Below are 17,303 nucleotides of genomic sequence, written 5' to 3' on the forward strand. Positions count from 1 at the left end.
CGCCGATTCGAACCACTGAAAATTTATCCAGCATCCGGATGTGTCTCCAAGGCACGCTCCGGGGCCCGGGAAGTCCATGCTCAGCACCGAACTCAAGGCCACGATCCAGGGCGCCTACTCGCGTTTCCTCGAGGCCAAGGAACTCAAGCCGCGCTACGGCCAGCGCCTGATGATTGCCGAAGTCGCCAAGGTCCTGGGGACCATCGCCAACGACGAGGAAGGCCATCGCCTGGGCGATGCCGCCGTGGTCGCCGTGGAAGCCGGCACCGGCACCGGCAAGACCGTTGCCTACAGCCTCGCCGCCATCGCCTGCGCCAAGGCGGCCGGCAAGCGCCTGGTGGTCGCCACCGCCACCGTCGCCCTGCAGGAGCAGATCGTCCACAAGGACCTGCCCGACCTGCTACGCAACTCCGGCCTGTCGTTCAGCTTCGCCCTGGCCAAGGGGCGCGGGCGCTACATGTGCCTGTCCAAGCTCGACCACCTGCTGCAGGAAGGCCAGGCGCAGAGCGCCACCGCCCAGCTGTTCGAGGAGGAAGGTTTCCGCATCGATGTGGACGAAACGTCTACCAAGCTGTTCAACCAGATGATCGAGCGCCTGGCGGGCAACCGCTGGGACGGCGACCGCGACTCCTGGCCCGAGGCCATCGAGGACGCGCAGTGGGCGCAGGTCACCACCGACCACAGCCAGTGCACCAACCGCCATTGCCCGAATTTCCAGCAGTGCGCCTTCTACAAGGCGCGCGAAGGCATGACCAAGGTCGACGTGATCGTCACCAACCATGACCTGGTGCTGGCCGACCTTGCCCTGGGCGGCGGCGCGATCCTGCCGGACCCGCGCGACACCCTCTACGTGTTCGACGAGGGCCATCACCTGCCGGACAAGGCCATCGGCCACTTCGCCCACTTCACCCGCCTGCGCGCCACCGCCGACTGGCTGGGCCAGGTGGAGAAGAACCTGACCAAGCTGCTGGCGCAGAACCCGCTACCGGGCGACCTCGGCCGCCTGATCGAGCAGGTGCCGGAGCTGGCCCGCGAGCTGCGCACGCACCAGCAGTTCATGTTCACCGCCTGCGAGGAAGTCGGCGACTTCCGCGCCGGCGAGGACATGGAAGGCCGCGAGCGGCCGCGCCATCGTTTCGAGGGTGGGGTGATCCCCGAGCACATCCGCGAGATGGGCATCGAACTGAAGAAGGGCTTCTCCAAGCTCACCGATCTCTTCACCCGCCTCACCGAACTGCTCAAGGAAGCCATGGACGGGGAGGGCAGTGTCGGTATCGCTAGCCACCAGGCCGAGGAATGGTACCCGCTGTTCGGCAGCCTGCTGTCCCGTGCCCAGGGCAACTGGGAGCTGTGGACCGCCTTCACCAGCGAGGACCCGGAAGACAGTCCGCCGATGGCGCGCTGGCTGACCCTCGCCGAGAGCGGCACCTTCTACGACATCGAGGCCAACGCCAGCCCGATCCTCGCCGCCGAGACCCTGCGCCGCAACCTGTGGAACGTGGCCTATGGCGTGCTGGTGACCTCCGCGACCCTCACCGCGCTAGGCACCTTCGACCGCTATCGCATGCGCGCCGGCCTGCCGCGTTCCGCCGTCACCGCGGTGGTGCCGAGCCCGTTCCACCATGCCGACGCCGGCGTGCTGCGCGTGCCCGACCTCAAGGCGGATCCACGCGATGCCGCCGCCCATACCGCGGCGATCATTCGCGAGCTGCCGGAAATAGTCGAAGGCTCGCGCGGTTCGCTGATCCTGTTCTCCTCGCGCAAGCAGATGCAGGAAGTCTTCGACGGCCTGGACCGCGACTGGCGCAAGCGTGTGCTGATCCAGGGCAACCTGTCCAAGCAGGAAACCCTGAACAAGCATCGCTCGCGGGTCGATGATGGCGAGCCGAGCGTGCTGTTCGGCCTGGCCAGTTTCTCCGAAGGCGTGGACCTGCCCGGCGCCTATTGCGAGCACGTGGTGATCGCCAAGATTCCCTTCGCCGTGCCGGATGACCCGGTGGAAGCGGCGCTGTCGGAATGGATCGAGGTGCGCGGTGGCAATCCCTTCATGGAGATTGCCGTGCCCGATGCTTCGCTGCGCCTGGTGCAGGCCTGCGGCCGCCTGCTGCGTACCGAGCAGGACCGAGGCACCATCACGCTGCTCGACCGACGCGTGGTGACGCAGCGCTACGGCAAGGCCATTCTTAACGCACTGCCGCCGTTCCGCCGTGAAATAGCTTGAGTGTGCGGGAGCAAGCTCCCGTGCTGGCTGTCAAACGAACGCCCGCCGCCCGGTGGGCGTGTTGAAGGACTCGAATCCATGACATCGAAGCGTTGGCATCTGCCTCTGCTGCTCAGCCTGGCCATCGCCAGTGCCCCGGCCTGGTCGGCCGGCGGCAATGAAACCCTGTTCAATTTCGTCAAGCCGATGGCCGTGGTCACCGTCACCACGCAGAACGCCGACCTGCCCAGTTCCACCGCCGAGGCCACGCCCGAAGGGGAAATCCTGCGCCGGGTGAACTTCAACCCCGCGCCGCAACCGACCCTGCGCCTCGCACCCTCCAGCGGTAGCTGGGACTGGTCCCAGGCCGACAGCGTCAGCCTGCGCATCCAGAACGCCATGGACTGGGCCATCACCCTCGAAGTGGAGGTCGAAGGTATCGCCGGCGCCCCCGGCCTGCGCGCGAGCATCGCCTTGCCGCCGGGTCCGGCGCAGACCCTGGTGATCCCGCTGCACGCCATCGCCCCGGAAGACTTCGGCATGCGTGCCGGCGTGCCCATGCCCATCACCCAGGACGGCCAGCGCCTGCTGCTGGCGAGCAAGGTCAGCGGCGAGCTGAACCGCAGCCAGGTCGGGGCGGTAAAGCTGTTCCTCACCTCGCCCAAGGCAGCGCAGGACATCCTCGTCGGCCGCTTCGGCACCCGCGCCGGCAACGACGAATACCACAAGGCCTACAGCGGGATAGTCGACGCTTTCGGCCAGTCCACCCGCAGCGACTGGCCGGAGAAGGTGAAGAGCCCCGAGCAGTTGGCCAATGCCTGGAAAGCCGAAGGCGAACAACTGAAGAAGTGGCAGCCTGCGCCTGGCCGTGATGCCTTCGGTGGCCTGCTGGACGGCCCGGCCTTCGAAGGCACGGGCTTCTTCCGCACCGAAAAGCGCAATGGCCGCTGGTGGCTGGTGACGCCGGAAGGGCACTCGTTCTGGTCCATGGGCGTCAACGCGGTGAACGCCGACAGCAGCCAGACCTACGTGGAAGGCCGCGAATACATGTTCGCCAGCCTGCCCAAGGAAGACGAGCCGCTGGCTGCCTTCTACGGCCAGCGCGATGACCGCAGTGGTGTCGGCGCCCAGCAGGGCCGCGCGTTCGGTAACGGTCGCTGGTTCGACTTCTACGCCGCCAACCGCTTCCGCGCCGACGGTGGCCTCAACGCGGATGCCGCTGCGGCCGCCTGGCGCGAGCGCACGGTGCAGCGCCTCGGTTCCTGGGGCTTCAACACCCTCGGTGACTGGAGCGATCCGGCCTTCGCCGACGACCCACGCCTGCCCTACAGCGTTCCGCTGTCCATCAGCGGCGACTACGCCACGGTCAGCACCGGCTACGACTGGTGGGGCGCCATGCCCGACCCGTTCGACCCGCGCTTCGCCATGGCCGCCGAGCGCGCCATCGCCATCGCCGCCCGCGACCACCGCGAAGACGCCTGGCTGCTGGGCTACTACGCCGACAACGAACTGGCCTGGGCCGGTCGTGGCGACGACGACCAGGCGCACTTCGCCCTGGCTTTCGGCACGCTCAAGCTGTCCACCGATAGCCCGGCCAAGCGCGCCTTCATCAAGCAGCTCAAGGACAAGTACGAGGATCACGAGCAGCTTGCCGAAGCCTGGGGTGTGCAACTGGGCTCCTGGGAAGACCTCGACGCGCCGGGCTACCAGGCGCCGGTCCCGAGCGAGGCGCACCCGGCCATCGCCCAGGACTACAGCGCCTTCCTGCGCCTGTACGCGGACCAGTACTTCAAGACCCTGAAGGACTCGCTGCAGTGGCACGCGCCCAACCACCTGCTGCTCGGCCCGCGCTTCGCCGTCAGCACGCCGGAAGCACTGGCCTCCTGTGCGCAGTACTGCGACATCCTCAGCTTCAACCTCTACGTGCCGTTGCCGCAGCAGGGCTTCGACGCCAACTACGTGCGCAGCCTGGACAAGCCGGTGCTGATCACCGAGTTCCACTTCGGTTCCCGCGACCGCGGGCCGTTCTGGGGGGGTGTCGCCGAGGTGTACAACGAGCAGCAGCGTGGCGAGGCGTATCAGCGCTTCCTCGCCGAGGCCGCGAAGGAGCCGAACATCGTCGGCGCGCACTGGTTCCAGTACCTCGACCAGCCGGTGACCGGCCGCCTGCTCGACGGCGAGAACGGCCACATCGGCCTGGTCGGCATCACCGACCTGCCGTTCACCGGCTTCGTCGATGCCGTGCGCAAGGCCAACCAGCAGACGCTGAAAGGTATCGACGAACTGGCCCGTGCTGCGGCCAAGGTGGCACCCGAGCCCGCGCCGAAACCGGCGCCCGCCAGCGATGACAGTGATGACGAGGAGCAGGCATCGCAGTGAAGGCGCGGCAATGATCCGACATTCGTGAGACCACACCCTGCCTTCGGCAGGGTTCCCAGGGGCGGAGCGCGCTGAAAGAATGGCGTCTTCCGCTCTTTGCGTCCCTGAGTATGCTCATTTCCGGAGTTTGAGATGACCCTGAACGGCCACTGCGATCCGCGCTTCACTCCCGTTGCCGATGCTTTCAGTGCGCTGTTCGAGGACCCGCAGGAGCGCGGCGCGGCGCTGTGCATCCAGATCGGCGGCGAAACCGTGGTCGATCTCTGGGCCGGCAGCGCGGGCAAGGAACCGGGCCAGGACTGGCAGGCCGATACGCTGCTCAACCTGTTCTCCTGCACTAAGACCTTCGCCGCCGTCGCGGCGCTACAGCTGGTGGGCGAGGGCCGGCTGGATCTGGACGCGCCGGTGGCGCGCTACTGGCCGGAGTTCGAGCAGGCCGGCAAGCAGAACATCACCGTGCGCCAGCTCCTGTGTCATCGCGCGGGGCTGCCGGCGATCCGCGAGCCGCTGGCGCCCGAGGCGCTGTATGACTGGTCGACCATGACCGCCGCGCTGGCCGGCGAAACGCCCTGGTGGACGCCCGGTACGGAACACGGCTATGCGCCCATCACCTATGGCTGGCTGATCGGCGAAGTGATCCGCCGTGTCGACGGTCGCGAGCCGGGAGCCGCCATCATCGCGCGCACCGCCGAGCCGCTGGGGCTGGATTTCCATATCGGCCTGGATGACGCCCAATTCCACCGCGTGGCGCATATCGCCCGGGGCAAGGGCAACCTGGGCGACGCGGCCGCGCAACGCCTGCTGCGGACCATGATGACCGACGCCGCCGCGCTCACTACCCGCGCCTTCACCAATCCGCCTTCGGTGCTTACCAGCACCAACAAGCCGGAATGGCGCCGCATGTCGCAGCCGGCAGCCAATGGCCACGGCAATGCGCGTTCGCTGGCCGGCTTCTACACCGGTCTGCTGCAGGGCAGGTTGCTGGACGAAGCGCTGCTGGCCGAACTCACCCGCGAGCACGCCGTTGGCGAGGATCGAACCTTGTTGACCTGTACGCGCTTCGGGCTGGGTTGCATGCTTGACCAGCCGAGCGTGGCCAACGCCACCTATGGCCTTGGCCCGCAAGCCTTCGGGCATCCGGGAGCTGGCGGCTCCATCGGTTTCGCCGATCCGGAGCGCGAGCTGGCCCTGGGTTTCGTCGTCAACACCCTCGGTCCCTACGTGCTGATGGACCCGCGCGCCCAGCGCCTGGCGCGCCTCGTCGGCGACTGCCTGTAACGACGAGCGGGAGGAACCTTCCTCCCGCTGTGCCTTCTTAATGGCGTCTGCTTGCCCCGGCATCTGGACAGGTTTCGTTCAGCTGCCGCTCGTCAGTTCGAGGTTAAAATCTCGTTCCAACTGAGTAAGTTATGCTCAACTCTTAAGCTGATTGCTGAAGTAAGGGTGTGGCTGCCTGCCTGTTGCACCCGGTCTTCCTTCATGTTCCGCCTTATGGAATCGCTCCCATGAACCTGCTGTTCTCGAATTCGCTGAAAGTCTCCACCCTTGCGCTGTGCGTCGGTCTTTCCGCCTGCAGCCAGTTCCAGTCCCAGGATCAGGCCAAGGCCCCGGACAGCGCGGCGGCGGTTGCCAAGCCCGGCACCGGCCACTGGTGGTGGCCCTTCGGCAGCGACGAGGAAGTGACTGCCGCAGCTCCCGCACCCGAGAAAAAGCCCGTCGAAGCGCCCAAGGTCGCCGATGCCGGCAGCCAGCAGCCCGGTGGCCACTGGTGGTGGCCGTTCGGCGTGAGCGAGAGCAAGCCGGGGGCCGACAAGGCCGCCAAGCCGCAGGACGTCAAGGTCACCAAGGAGTGGCTGGACCAGCACGAGAAGTCCCTGCGTGCGGCGGTAGCTGGCAGCAAGTTCACCGTCGAGCGCCGCGAGAATGCCCTGGTGCTGATTGCCCCGGTGGAAGGCTCCTTCAACCCCAAGCGTCCTGAGTTACTGCTGCCGATCACCCTGGCGCCGCTGGGCAACGTGGCGAAGATGCTGCAGAACGATCCGGAAAGCGGCGTGCTGGTGCTCGGTCACAGCGACAGCTCGGGCGACAAGGCACTCAACGACAAGGTCAGCCTGCAACGTGCCCAGGCGGTGTCCTCGATCTTCCGCCTGAGCGGCCTGGGCGCCGACCGGCTGCGCCTGAAGGGTGTCGGCTCGAGCCTGCCGCGCGCCGACAACGCCAGCGCCGAAGGCCGCGCGTTGAACCGTCGCGTCGAAGTGCTGGTCACCCAGCGCACCAGCCTGCTGGCGCTCGCCCAGGCCAACTGATCCTCTGCAGGCAAAGCGTCATTCCGGACGGAATGACGCTTGTCGTGGATCAAGCGCGAAGGCGCAACTCTGGATAAGCTTAGGAACTTCTTCTGCAGGAGATTTCCGATGGCCCAGACCCTGGCCGATATGCGCCGCGAATACACCCGTGACGGACTGACCGAGACCCAGGCCCCCGCCGAACCGTTCAGCCTGTTCAACCAGTGGTTCGAGGACGCGGTGAAGACCGAGCAACTGCCGGTCGAACCCAACGCGATGATGCTCGCCACCGCGGACGCCGACGGCCAGCCGCACTGCCGTGTGCTCCTGCTCAAGGGCCTGGACGAGCGCGGCTTCACCTTCTTCAGCAACTACGAAAGCGCCAAGGGCCAGCAGCTCGGGGAAAACCCGCGTGCGGCCATGACCTTCTTCTGGCCGGCGCTGGAGCGCCAGGTGCGCATCGAGGGGCGAGTCGAGAAAGTCTCCGTTGAGGAGTCCGCCGCCTACTACCGCGTGCGCCCGCTGGGCAGCCGCCTGGGTGCCTGGGCTTCGCCGCAGAGCCGGGTCATCGATGGCCGAGGGGAACTGGAACAGTTGCTGGCCGAGACCGAACAACGTTTCGCCGATACGGTGCCCACTTGCCCGGATTTCTGGGGTGGCTTCCGTCTGCTGCCTAGCCGGGTCGAGTTCTGGCAGGGGCGCCCGAGCCGCCTGCATGATCGCCTCAATTTCCGCTTCGAAAATGGCGTCTGGGTACGCGAGCGCCTCGCCCCCTGAATGACATTGGGCGGCCGCTTGTGCCGCCCGGTTTCCAGGCACCCGTTCAGCGGGGCCCCTTCCTATAGCCAACGGCCTCGCTGCGGCGGGTACGTTCCGGCAGAACCTCGGCATGGAATGCCATCTCCCAGACGCTCGGATGAGCACGTGCTTGCGGCAACCCCCGGCGATCCGGTCGTGTTCCGGATCGACAGTGGCACCTGGCCCCGCGCCAGGGCGCGCAACAGGCTCACCCGAGAGGTTCGACATGGGACTGGTTCTGATTCTTCTGGCGTTGATCGCCTTCATCGTCCTTGCCACCACGCGACTGAAGCTGCATCCCTTCCTCGCCCTGCTGGCGGCGGCGTTCATTGCCGGCTTCGCCTACCAGGTGCCGAGCCTGGAGATCGTCAAGACCATCACCAGCGGTTTCGGTGGGATCCTGGGCTACATCGGTATCGTGATCGTGCTGGGCACCATCATCGGGGTGATCCTTGAACGCAGCGGTGCCGCCATCAGCATGGCGGAGTGCGTGATCCGGCTATTGGGCGAACGCTTCCCGACCCTGACCATGTCGATCATCGGCTACCTGGTGTCCATCCCGGTGTTCTGCGACTCGGGGTTCGTCATCCTCAACTCGCTGAAGAATGCCCTGGCCACGCGCATGCGCATTTCCAGCATTGCCATGAGCGTCGCCCTGGCGACCGGGCTGTATGCCACCCATACCTTCGTGCCGCCGACGCCGGGACCGATTGCCGCAGCGGGGAACCTCGGCCTGGAGTCCAGTCTCGGGCTGGTGATCGCGGTCGGTCTGCTGGTGGCCTTCGTCACCGCCATGGCCGGCATGTGGTGGGCCAACCGCTTCGTCAACCGCGACGTGCCGCTGGAAAGCGACGGGCAGGAAGCAGAGGAAGTGGAGTTCGCCGAGCTGCGTGCGCGCTACGGCGAACTGCCCAGCGCCGGCAAGGCGTTCGCACCGATCCTGGTGCCCATCCTGCTGATCTGCCTCGGCTCGGTGGCTGTGTTCCCCAGCAAGCCGCTGGGCGAAGGGGCAGTGTTCGCCAGCCTGAGCTTCCTCGGCCAGCCGGTGGTGGCCCTGGCGGTGGGGCTGGTGCTGTCGTGCCTGCTGCTCAAGCCCGGCAGCCGCCGTGAAGACTTTCAGGAACGGGTATCCGAAGGGCTGCAGTCCGCCGCGCCGATCCTGCTGATTACCGGCGCCGGTGGCGCTTTCGGGGCGATGCTGAAGGTCACCCCGCTGGGCGATTACCTGGGCACCACGCTATCCAGCCTGGGCATCGGGCTATTCATGCCCTTCATCGTGGCCGCCGCGCTGAAGACCGCCCAGGGCTCGACCACCGTGGCGCTGGTCACCACCTCGGCGCTGGTGGCGCCGCTGCTGGCCGAGCTCGGCCTGGACAGTGAAATGGGGCGCGTCCTGGTGGTCATGGCCATCGGCGCCGGCAGCATGACAGTGTCCCATGCCAATGACAGCTTCTTCTGGGTGGTCACCCGTTTCAGCCGGATGAACGTTGCCACGGCCTATCGCGCGCAGACCGCCGCGACCCTGGTGCAGGGCATTGCCGGGATGCTGACGGTTTGGCTTTTGAGCCTGGTGCTGTTGTGAGGGCTGGGCCGATGCTGCAGGATCTGCTCGATGCCGTGGATAGCGAGGTCGTTCGATGAAAGTCGTGATTGCTCCTGATTCGTTCAAGGAAAGCCTGTCGGCCCCGGAGGTCGCCCAGGCCATCGCCGCTGGCTGGACCCGCGCCCGGGCGCAGGATGAACTGGTGCTGCGGCCGATGGCCGACGGTGGCGAGGGCACGGTGGATGCGGTGCTGGCTGCGCGGCCGGGCGTGCGTCGTGAACTGGCGGTCTGCGGCCCACTGGAGCAGCCGGTGAAGGCCCATTGGGGCTGGCTGGAAGACGCCACGGCGGTAATCGAGATGGCTGCCGCCAGTGGTTTGCACTGGGTGCCGGAAGGTCAGCGCGATGCCACCCGCACCACCAGTCGAGGTACCGGAGAGCTGATCCGCGAAGCGCTGGATGCGGGAGCGAAGAAAATCATCATCGGCCTGGGCGGCAGCGCCACCAATGACGGCGGCCTGGGTCTGCTGCAGGCGCTGGGGGTGAGTTTCCTCGATGGCCAGGGCCAGGAGTTGGGCGCCGGCGGCGCACGGCTCGCGGAACTGGAGCGCATCGACCTGTCGAACCTCGACCCGCGACTGGGCGAAGTCGAGGTCGAAGTGGCCGCCGATGTGAACAACCCCCTTTGCGGTCCCCATGGCGCTTCGGCTGTCTTCGGCCCGCAGAAGGGCGCGACCCCGGCACAGGTGCAGCAGCTGGATACTGCGCTCAAGCGTTTCGCCGAGGTCGCGGCGCTGGCCCTAGGGCAGGATCACAGCCTGTTCCCCGGCGTCGGTGCGGCGGGTGGCCTGGGCTTCGCCTGCCGGGCTTTCCTGAAGGCGCGCTTCCGTCCGGGCATCGAGCTGATCGCCGAGCTGTCCGAGCTGGAGCCGGCGCTGGCCGGCGCATCGCTGGTCATCACCGGGGAAGGGCGGCTGGATGGCCAGAGCCTGCACGGCAAGACGCCGGTGGGCGTGGCCCATGTCGCCCGTCGCGCGGGCGTACCGGTGATAGCCCTGGCGGGCAGCGTCGGCGAAGGGCTGGCCGAATTGCGTGAAGTGGGGATCGAAGCGGCGTTCAGCCTGGCGCCGGGGCCCATCACCCTGGCCGATGCCTGCGCACGGGCGGCGCAGGAGCTGGAAAACCGCGCCGAGGCGTTGGCGCGCTTCTGGTCGCTGGCTCAGGCCGCTCGGTAATCGTCGGCGGCGCGCTGCAGCCAGTCGGGCAGGTCGCGGCGCTTCACTTTCTCGCGCTTGGCGTCGGCCAGGCGCTGCAACAGATAGATACGTTTCTGCGGATCATCGCCGGCCAGTGACAGCGCCAGGTCGCGGTCCATCCAGCGACGGATGCGCCAGTAGATCCACCAGTGGAAGTACAGGCCGGCGGCCGTGGTGACGACGATGATGAAGTAGTCCATGTGGGTATCCGTGTGGGGCGCTTCTGCTGCGGGCGCCAGCCTAACCTATCCCCCGACAGGAAAAACTGAGCCACGGCAGGCGTTTTTGGCGGATATGGCACAAACTGTACGAAAGCTGAATCGAGATCAGCTGTTTCATGACCTGGCGTGACAGGCGGGCTGCCGTCGGAGTCTAATAGCCGTAGCCCTACTCGGAGGTTCCCTAATGCGTAAAACTGCCCTGATCGCCGTGACTTTCGCTGCCCTGGCCATGACCCTCGGTGGTTGCCAGTCCAGCCTGACCGGCGATACCTACACCCGTGAAGAAGCACGTACCGTACAGAACGTTCGCATGGGTACCATCCAGGCCCTGCGCCCGGTGAAGATCGAAGGCACCAAGACCCCCATCGGCTCCGTTGCCGGCGCCGCCGTTGGCGGTATCGGTGGCAGCGCCATCGGTGGCGGCAAGGGCAGCTATGTCACCGCCATCATCGGCGCCGTGGCCGGCGGCCTGCTCGGTGCGGCTACCGAAGAAGGCCTGACCCGCACCCAGGGCGTGGAAATCACCGTCCGCGAAGACGACGGCAGCACCCGCGCCTACGTCCAGCAGGTCGACGAAGGTGCCGTGTTCCGCGTCGGCGAGCGCGTGCGCATCCTGACCGTCAACGGTACCAGCCGCGTCGCCCACTGACCGGCCATTGGCTGCCCGTCCGTGGCAGCCCGCGAAACCCAGCGCGCGACAGTCGAATCGACTGTCGCGCGCTATCGTTTGAGGGATCGGAAATCCGGCGCAGCTCAATGCGGACGCGGCTCACACCTGTATTTTCGTAATACTTCAATCCATGACGTGTAATCGATAGATATGGATAATCGTCGCCGTTGCAAGCCGGCCGCCTGTGCGCGGTGTTGTTTGTCTGGACGCCGCCCGGCGGTGATAAGGAGTGGGTCATGACGTTGGCGCTGATCATCGCGCTGCCTTTCTTCGGGGTATTACTGCCGCTGCTGGCCGAGCGCTTCGGCCGTACTGCCTGCGCCGCCGCCACCGGGCTGGTGCCGCTGCTGGGCCTGATCCTGCTGATGAGCCAGCGCTCGGTATTGGGCTCCGATCCCCAGGTGCAACGCCTGGAGTGGTTGCCGGAACTGGGTCTGAATCTCAGCCTGCGCCTGGATGGCCTGGGCTTCCTGTTCGCCCTGCTGATCCTCGGCATCGGCCTGCTGGTGATCCTCTACGCCCGCTATTACCTGTCCGAGAGGGAGCCCGCCGGGCGCTTCTTCGCCTTCCTGCTGCTGTTCATGGGTGCCATGCTCGGCGTGGTACTGAGCGAAAACCTGCTGCTGATGCTGGTGTTCTGGGAGCTGACCAGCCTGTCGTCGTTCCTGCTGATCGGCTTCTGGGGCCATCGCTCGGACGCGCGCAAGGGCGCGCGCATGTCCCTGGCGGTCACCGGTGGTGGCGGCCTGGCGCTGCTGGCCGGCATCCTGCTGATCGGCCATGTGGTTGGCAGCTTCGAACTCTCCACCGTGCTCGGCGCCCGCGAGGTGCTGCAGGCCAGCCCGCTGTTCCCGCTGGCACTCTGCCTCGTGCTGCTGGGTGTGTTCACCAAGTCCGCACAGTTCCCGTTCCACTTCTGGTTGCCTCATGCCATGGCGGCGCCGACGCCGGTGTCGGCCTACCTGCACTCGGCGACCATGGTGAAAGCCGGCGTGTTCCTGTTGGCGCGCCTGTACCCGCTGCTCTCGGGCAACGACCTGTGGTTCTACCTGGTCAGCCTGACCGGTCTGGCGACCCTGCTGATGGGCGCCTTCATGGCGCTGTTCCAGAACGACCTCAAGGGCCTGCTGGCCTACTCGACCATCAGCCACCTGGGCCTGATCACCCTGCTGTTCGGCCTGGATTCGCCGATGGCCAACGTCGCGGCGATCTTCCACATCATCAACCACGCCACCTTCAAGGCCTCGTTGTTCATGGCAGCCGGGATCATCGACCACGAGACCGGCAGCCGCGACATGCGGCGTATCAACGGCATGTGGAAGTACATGCCGCACACCGCCGTGCTGGCGATGGTAGCGTCGGCGTCCATGGCCGGCGTGCCGCTGCTCAACGGCTTCCTCAGCAAGGAAATGTTCTTCGGCGAGACCCTGGCGCAGAACATGATGGGCAGCTTCAACTGGCTGATCCCGGCGCTGGCGACCGTGGGCGCGCTGTTCTCGGTGAGCTACTCGGTGCGTTTCATCCACGACGTGTTCTTCAACGGCGAGCCGATCAACCTGCCCAACCCGCACCCCCACGAGCCGCCGCGCTACATGAAGGTGCCGGTGGAAATCCTCGTGCTGATCTGCCTGCTGGTCGGCGTCATGCCGGGGATCATCGTCGGCCCGCTGCTGGCCGGTGCCGCCGCGTCGAGCCTGAACGGCGCGCTGCCCGAGTACAGCCTGGCGATCTGGCACGGCTTCAACGCGCCGCTGGCCATGAGCTTTGTCGCCACCGCTGGTGGTGTGCTGCTTTACGTGCTGCGCAAACCGCTGTTCGACTGGTACGCCGGGCTGCCGGCGGTGGACGCCAAGCTGGTGTTCGAGCAGCAGGTGCAGCGTGTGGTGCGCTTTGCCGCGCGGGCCACCGAGATGCTTGAGAACGGCTCGCTGCAACGCTATTCGATGCTGCTGGTGCTGGCCGCCGTGGTGGTCGTTTTTGCTGGCCTGGCGCCGCTGCCAGGCATCGAAGGCGACCGGGCGCAGACGCCGCTGGACGGCATCACCGCGCTGGGCCTGGTCCTGCTGGCCATCGCCGGGCCGCTCACCGTCTGGTTCCACCGCCAGCGCCTGACCGCGCTGGTCATTCTCAGCATCGCCGGCCTGCTGGTGGCGCTGGCCTTCGCCCGCTTCGCTGCGCCGGACCTGGCGCTGACCCAGCTGTCGGTGGAGGTGGTGACCATGGTCCTGCTGATGCTGGCGCTGTACTACCTGCCGGCGCGTACGCCGAAGAGCTCCAGCAGCCTGCGCCGCCTGCGCGATTTTATCATCGCCATCGGCGCCGGCCTGATGGTCACGCTGCTGACCTACGCCGTGCTCACGCGTCCCTACGACAGCATCGCTGGCTACTACCTGGAGAACAGCGTTTCCGGCGGCGGCGGACACAACGTGGTGAACGTGATCCTGGTGGACTTCCGGGGCTTCGATACCCTCGGCGAGATCACCGTGCTGGCGATCGCCGCGGTTGGCATCTTCGCGCTGCTCGACGGCCTGCGCCTGCTGCGCCGCGAGCAGGATGACGAGGGCCACGCCTGGGCGAAGGATCGCTTCCCGCCGATCCTTGCTGCCCTGTCGCGGCTGCTGTTGCCGCTGGCGTTGCTGGTCTCGGTCTTCATCTTCCTGCGCGGACACAACCTGCCGGGTGGCGGCTTCATCGCCGGGCTGATCACCGCGGTGGCGCTGATCCTCCAGTACATCGCCTGCGGCAGCCGCTGGGTGAGCACTCGCCTGCCGCTGGACTACAGCCGGCTGGCCGGCCTCGGCGTGCTGATTGCCGGGCTGACCGGGTTGGGCGCCTGGTTCTTCGGCTTCCCGTTCCTCACCTCGGCGTTTGGTCACTTCCACATTCCGCTGGTGGGTGAGATCGAACTGGCCACCGCCATGCTCTTCGACCTGGGCGTCTACTTCACCGTGGTCGGTGCGACGCTGCTGATCCTGTCAGGCCTTGGCTCGGTCACCGCACCACCGGACCCGCTGCTGTCCAAGGAGGCGCACTGATGGAAGCGCTGTTCGCCATCGCCCTCGGTCTGCTGACCGCCAGCGGCGTCTACCTGCTGTTGCGCGCGCGTACCTTCCCGGTCGTGCTGGGGCTGACCTTGCTGTCCTACGCGGTCAACCTTTTCCTCTTCGCCATGGGGCGGCTAGCCGGTGACCCGGCAGTGATCGGCAAGGTCGCCAACGCTGGCGACCCGATTCCCCAGGCGCTGGTACTGACCGCCATCGTCATCGGCTTCGCCATGACTGCCTTCGTCATCGTGCTGGCCCTGCGCGGGTTGGCGGATACCGGTGGTGACCATGTGGATGGCGGCGATGGCCATGAAGGAGGGCAGAGCCGATGAACCACTGGCTGATCCTGCCCGTCCTGCTGCCGCTGTTTGCAGGTTGCGTCTTGCTGCTGGTGGGCGAGCGCCTGCAACGCGGCCTGTCGCTGCTCGCCACGCTGGCGCTGCTGCCGCTTTCCGCGGTGCTGCTGCAACAGGCCGATAGCGGCGTGGTGCAGTTCTACGCGCTGGGTAACTGGCAGCCGCCGTTCGGCATCATCCTGGTGCTGGATCGCCTCAGTGCGCTGATGATTGCTGCCACCGCGCTGCTCGCCAGCCTGTCGCTGATCTACGCGGTGCGTGGGGATGACCGGCGCGGCAAGCGCTTCCACGCGCTGTTCCAGTTCCAGCTGCTGGGTTTGAACGGGGCGTTCCTCACCGGCGATCTGTTCAACCTCTTCGTGTTCTTCGAGATCCTGCTGATCGCCTCCTACGCGCTGCTGCTGCATGGCGGCGGGGCCGGGCGGGTGCGCGCGGGGGTGCATTACGTGGTGCTCAATCTCGTCGGCTCGGCGTTCTTCCTCATTGCGGTGGGTACGCTCTACGGCATCACTGGCACCCTGAACATGGCGCACATGGCCGAACGCGTGGCCCAGCTGAGCGCCGAGCAGGCGCCGCTGGTGCGTGCGGCGGCACTGTTGCTGCTGGTGGTATTCGGCCTGAAGGCGGCGCTGCTGCCGCTGTATTTCTGGCTGCCTAAAGCCTATGCCGAGGCCAGCGCGCCGGTGGCGGCGCTGTTTTCGATCATGACCAAGGTGGGCATCTATTCGATCCTGCGGGTCTACACGCTGATCTTCGGCGAGCAGGCCGGCGAGCTGGCGAACCTGGCACAAGCCTGGCTGTGGCCGCTGGCGCTGGCCGGGATCGTCGCCGGGGCGCTGGGCGCGCTGGCGGCGACCACGCTGCAAGGCCTGCTGTCTTACCTGGTCGTTGTCTCCGCCGGCACGCTGCTGGCGGCCATCGCCCTGGGAACGCCGGAAGCGCTGTCCGCCGCGCTCTACTACCTGCTGCACAGCATCTGGGTAGCCGGTGGCCTGTTCCTGCTGGCCGACCTCATTGCCCGCCAGCGTGGCGACAAGGGCGGCCGACTGGTACAAGGCCCGGCGCTGCTGCAACCGCATCTGCTGGGTGGTGCGTTCTTCTTTGGCGCCATCGCGGTCGCTGGCCTGCCGCCGCTGTCGGGCTTCCTCGGCAAGCTGATGCTGCTGCGTTCGGTGAGCGGCGGCAGCGAAGCCATCGCGCTGTGGAGCGTGGTACTGGTCAGTGGTCTGGTCACCATCGTCGCGCTGAGCCGCGCTGGCAGTACGCTGTTCTGGCGCACCGGACTGAGCGTGCTGGGTAGCGCCAATCGCGAACCGGTGAAGATGCTGGCGAGCTTCGGTCTGCTGGCCAGCGCGCCGCTGATGGTGATCGCTGCGCGGCCGCTGATCGCTTATGCGCAGGCCACGGCGGTGCAGTTGCTGGACGCCGGGCTCTACCGCCAGGCGATCCTGCTGGGAGGTGGCGCATGATCCGGCGCATCCTTCCGCACCCGTTGCTCAGCGGCGTGCTGCTGCTGAGCTGGCTGTTGCTGGTCAACGATTTCTCCCTTGGTCACTGGCTGCTCGGTGGGTTCCTTGGCCTGACGATCCCGCTGCTGTGCCGCAACCTGCTGCTGGCCGCGCCGCGCATCCAGCGGCCGGGCCTGCTGCTGCGCTTCATCGGCCTGGTGCTCTACGACATCGTGGTTGCCAACCTGCAGGTGGCAAAGCTGGTGCTCGGGCCGAAGGCAAACCTGCAGCCGGGCTTCGTCGAGATTCCCCTGGAGCTGACCGATGACCTGGCCATCAGCATCCTCGCCAGCGTCATCACCCTGACCCCGGGCACCTGTTCCGCCGACCTGTCCGCCGACCGTAGCACGCTGCTGGTCCATGGCATCGACGTACCGGACCCACAGGCGCTGGTGGCGGACATCAAGGCGCGCTACGAGGCGCCGCTGAAGGAGGTGTTCGCATGCTCGGCATCGTGATCCCAATCTGCCTGGCGCTGCTGGGTATCGCCGTGCTGCTCACCGTGGCGCGGCTGATTCGCGGGCCCTCGGTGGCGGACCGCATCCTCGCGCTGGACACCCTGTCCGTGGAAGCCATCGCGCTGATCGTGTTGTTCGGCATCTGGAAGGGCAGTGGCCTGTACTTCGAGGCGGCGCTACTGATCGCGGTAATGGGCTTCGTCAGCACCGTGGCCCTGTGCAAGTTCCTGCTGCGCGGAGACATCATCGAATGAGTGTTCTGATCGAAGCGCTGGTCTGCCTGCTGTTGCTGGCCGGCAGCCTGTTCGCCCTGCTCGGCGCCATCGGCCTGTACCGCCTGCCGGACTTCTACACGCGCCTGCACGCACCCACCAAAGCATCGACCCTGGGCGTGGGCGGGGTGGTACTGGCCTCGCTGCTTTACTTCAGCACGCGCGGCGAGGGCGTCAGCCTGCACGAGGTACTGATCACCGTGTTCCTCTTCATCACCGCGCCAGTCAGCGCGCACCTGCTGGCCAAGGCGGCGATGCAGCAGCGCGTGCCGGTGGAGCGTGGGACCCAGGGCAAGCCCTGGGAGTGATGTTCT

The 17,303-nt window shown here is 66.8% G+C and carries 15 protein-coding genes; 14 read left to right on the top strand and 1 reads right to left on the bottom strand.

Translation table 11 applies throughout. The annotated features are described in order from the left end of the window. Nucleotides 1-76 precede the first annotated feature (76 nt). The 7 genes from dinG (at nucleotide 77) to ACKI1H_RS12545 (ending at nucleotide 10,439) form a co-directional block, all read left to right on the top strand. A complete protein-coding gene (dinG, locus tag ACKI1H_RS12515; RefSeq protein WP_440468499.1) occupies nucleotides 77-2,221 on the top strand; it encodes an ATP-dependent DNA helicase DinG in 2,145 nt (714 codons plus the stop codon). Nucleotides 2,222-2,299: 78 nt separating this feature from the next. Further along, entirely contained in the window at nucleotides 2,300-4,579 is a 2,280-nt protein-coding gene (locus tag ACKI1H_RS12520; RefSeq protein WP_440468500.1) for a beta-galactosidase, read from the top strand. A 132-nt stretch (nucleotides 4,580-4,711) separates the two neighbouring features. Next, nucleotides 4,712-5,857 (top strand): serine hydrolase domain-containing protein, encoded by a 1,146-nt coding sequence (locus ACKI1H_RS12525; protein ID WP_138520758.1) that lies wholly within the window; start codon nucleotides 4,712-4,714, stop codon nucleotides 5,855-5,857. A gap of 227 nt (nucleotides 5,858-6,084) precedes the next feature. After that, entirely contained in the window at nucleotides 6,085-6,885 is an 801-nt protein-coding gene (locus ACKI1H_RS12530; RefSeq protein ID WP_138520759.1) for an OmpA family protein, read from the top strand. A gap of 108 nt (nucleotides 6,886-6,993) precedes the next feature. Next, complete coding sequence (gene pdxH, locus ACKI1H_RS12535) at nucleotides 6,994-7,641, top strand: pyridoxamine 5'-phosphate oxidase (protein ID WP_440468501.1); 648 nt, start codon at nucleotides 6,994-6,996, stop codon at nucleotides 7,639-7,641. A gap of 247 nt (nucleotides 7,642-7,888) precedes the next feature. Further along, nucleotides 7,889-9,244 (top strand): GntP family permease, encoded by a 1,356-nt coding sequence (locus tag ACKI1H_RS12540; protein ID WP_440468502.1) that lies wholly within the window; start codon nucleotides 7,889-7,891, stop codon nucleotides 9,242-9,244. A gap of 55 nt (nucleotides 9,245-9,299) precedes the next feature. Next, the gene (locus ACKI1H_RS12545) at nucleotides 9,300-10,439 is read left to right on the top strand and encodes a glycerate kinase (protein ID WP_138520762.1); all 1,140 of its coding nucleotides are present in this window, start codon (nucleotides 9,300-9,302) and stop codon (nucleotides 10,437-10,439) included. Here the strand turns inward: ACKI1H_RS12545 and ACKI1H_RS12550 are convergent. Then, nucleotides 10,424-10,660, bottom strand: coding sequence for a hypothetical protein (locus ACKI1H_RS12550; protein ID WP_045209874.1), 237 nt, complete (start codon nucleotides 10,658-10,660; stop codon nucleotides 10,424-10,426). The two genes, ACKI1H_RS12545 and ACKI1H_RS12550, sit on opposite strands and share 16 nt — an antisense overlap. A gap of 205 nt (nucleotides 10,661-10,865) precedes the next feature. On the opposite strand from ACKI1H_RS12550, the gene ACKI1H_RS12555 reads away from it, so the two are divergent. The 7 genes from ACKI1H_RS12555 (at nucleotide 10,866) to ACKI1H_RS12585 (ending at nucleotide 17,297) form a co-directional block, all read left to right on the top strand. Continuing rightward, entirely contained in the window at nucleotides 10,866-11,330 is a 465-nt protein-coding gene (locus ACKI1H_RS12555; protein ID WP_045209875.1) for a glycine zipper 2TM domain-containing protein, read from the top strand. Between the two features lie 257 nt (nucleotides 11,331-11,587). Further along, the gene (locus tag ACKI1H_RS12560) at nucleotides 11,588-14,386 is read left to right on the top strand and encodes a monovalent cation/H+ antiporter subunit A (RefSeq protein ID WP_440468503.1); all 2,799 of its coding nucleotides are present in this window, start codon (nucleotides 11,588-11,590) and stop codon (nucleotides 14,384-14,386) included. After that, nucleotides 14,386-14,727, top strand: a complete 342-nt coding sequence (locus tag ACKI1H_RS12565; RefSeq protein ID WP_440468504.1) for a Na+/H+ antiporter subunit C — start codon at nucleotides 14,386-14,388, stop codon at nucleotides 14,725-14,727. Before ACKI1H_RS12560 ends, ACKI1H_RS12565 begins: the two co-directional genes overlap by 1 nt. Further along, nucleotides 14,724-16,220 (top strand): monovalent cation/H+ antiporter subunit D, encoded by a 1,497-nt coding sequence (locus tag ACKI1H_RS12570; protein ID WP_440468505.1) that lies wholly within the window; start codon nucleotides 14,724-14,726, stop codon nucleotides 16,218-16,220. Before ACKI1H_RS12565 ends, ACKI1H_RS12570 begins: the two co-directional genes overlap by 4 nt. Beyond that, entirely contained in the window at nucleotides 16,217-16,717 is a 501-nt protein-coding gene (locus ACKI1H_RS12575; RefSeq protein WP_440468506.1) for a Na+/H+ antiporter subunit E, read from the top strand. The genes ACKI1H_RS12570 and ACKI1H_RS12575 overlap by 4 nt, the downstream gene beginning before the upstream one ends. Further along, nucleotides 16,702-16,971, top strand: coding sequence for a K+/H+ antiporter subunit F (locus ACKI1H_RS12580; protein ID WP_138520768.1), 270 nt, complete (start codon nucleotides 16,702-16,704; stop codon nucleotides 16,969-16,971). Before ACKI1H_RS12575 ends, ACKI1H_RS12580 begins: the two co-directional genes overlap by 16 nt. Then, a complete protein-coding gene (locus ACKI1H_RS12585; RefSeq protein WP_138520769.1) occupies nucleotides 16,968-17,297 on the top strand; it encodes a Na+/H+ antiporter subunit G in 330 nt (109 codons plus the stop codon). Before ACKI1H_RS12580 ends, ACKI1H_RS12585 begins: the two co-directional genes overlap by 4 nt. Nucleotides 17,298-17,303 lie beyond the last annotated feature (6 nt).

Origin of the sequence: Pseudomonas sp. YH-1 (genome assembly GCF_051990045.1) — a bacterium.
Lineage (GTDB): Bacteria > Pseudomonadota > Gammaproteobacteria > Pseudomonadales > Pseudomonadaceae > Pseudomonas > Pseudomonas nicosulfuronedens.

What these genes read in the sequence shown, in the direction of transcription:
- ACKI1H_RS12565 (WP_440468504.1), top strand. Translation starts at nt 14,386, where the DNA reads ATGGAAGCGCTGTTCGCCATCGCCCTCGGTCTGCTGACCGCCAGCGGC.
- ACKI1H_RS12570 (WP_440468505.1), top strand. Translation starts at nt 14,724, where the DNA reads ATGAACCACTGGCTGATCCTGCCCGTCCTGCTGCCGCTGTTTGCAGGT.
- ACKI1H_RS12530 (WP_138520759.1), top strand. Translation starts at nt 6,085, where the DNA reads ATGAACCTGCTGTTCTCGAATTCGCTGAAAGTCTCCACCCTTGCGCTG.
- ACKI1H_RS12575 (WP_440468506.1), top strand. Translation starts at nt 16,217, where the DNA reads ATGATCCGGCGCATCCTTCCGCACCCGTTGCTCAGCGGCGTGCTGCTG.
- pdxH (WP_440468501.1), top strand. Translation starts at nt 6,994, where the DNA reads ATGGCCCAGACCCTGGCCGATATGCGCCGCGAATACACCCGTGACGGA.
- ACKI1H_RS12525 (WP_138520758.1), top strand. Translation starts at nt 4,712, where the DNA reads ATGACCCTGAACGGCCACTGCGATCCGCGCTTCACTCCCGTTGCCGAT.
- ACKI1H_RS12545 (WP_138520762.1), top strand. Translation starts at nt 9,300, where the DNA reads ATGAAAGTCGTGATTGCTCCTGATTCGTTCAAGGAAAGCCTGTCGGCC.
- dinG (WP_440468499.1), top strand. Translation starts at nt 77, where the DNA reads ATGCTCAGCACCGAACTCAAGGCCACGATCCAGGGCGCCTACTCGCGT.
- ACKI1H_RS12550 (WP_045209874.1), bottom strand. Translation starts at nt 10,660, where the DNA reads ATGGACTACTTCATCATCGTCGTCACCACGGCCGCCGGCCTGTACTTC.
- ACKI1H_RS12555 (WP_045209875.1), top strand. Translation starts at nt 10,866, where the DNA reads ATGCGTAAAACTGCCCTGATCGCCGTGACTTTCGCTGCCCTGGCCATG.
- ACKI1H_RS12540 (WP_440468502.1), top strand. Translation starts at nt 7,889, where the DNA reads ATGGGACTGGTTCTGATTCTTCTGGCGTTGATCGCCTTCATCGTCCTT.
- ACKI1H_RS12520 (WP_440468500.1), top strand. Translation starts at nt 2,300, where the DNA reads ATGACATCGAAGCGTTGGCATCTGCCTCTGCTGCTCAGCCTGGCCATC.
- ACKI1H_RS12580 (WP_138520768.1), top strand. Translation starts at nt 16,702, where the DNA reads ATGCTCGGCATCGTGATCCCAATCTGCCTGGCGCTGCTGGGTATCGCC.
- ACKI1H_RS12560 (WP_440468503.1), top strand. Translation starts at nt 11,588, where the DNA reads ATGACGTTGGCGCTGATCATCGCGCTGCCTTTCTTCGGGGTATTACTG.
- ACKI1H_RS12585 (WP_138520769.1), top strand. Translation starts at nt 16,968, where the DNA reads ATGAGTGTTCTGATCGAAGCGCTGGTCTGCCTGCTGTTGCTGGCCGGC.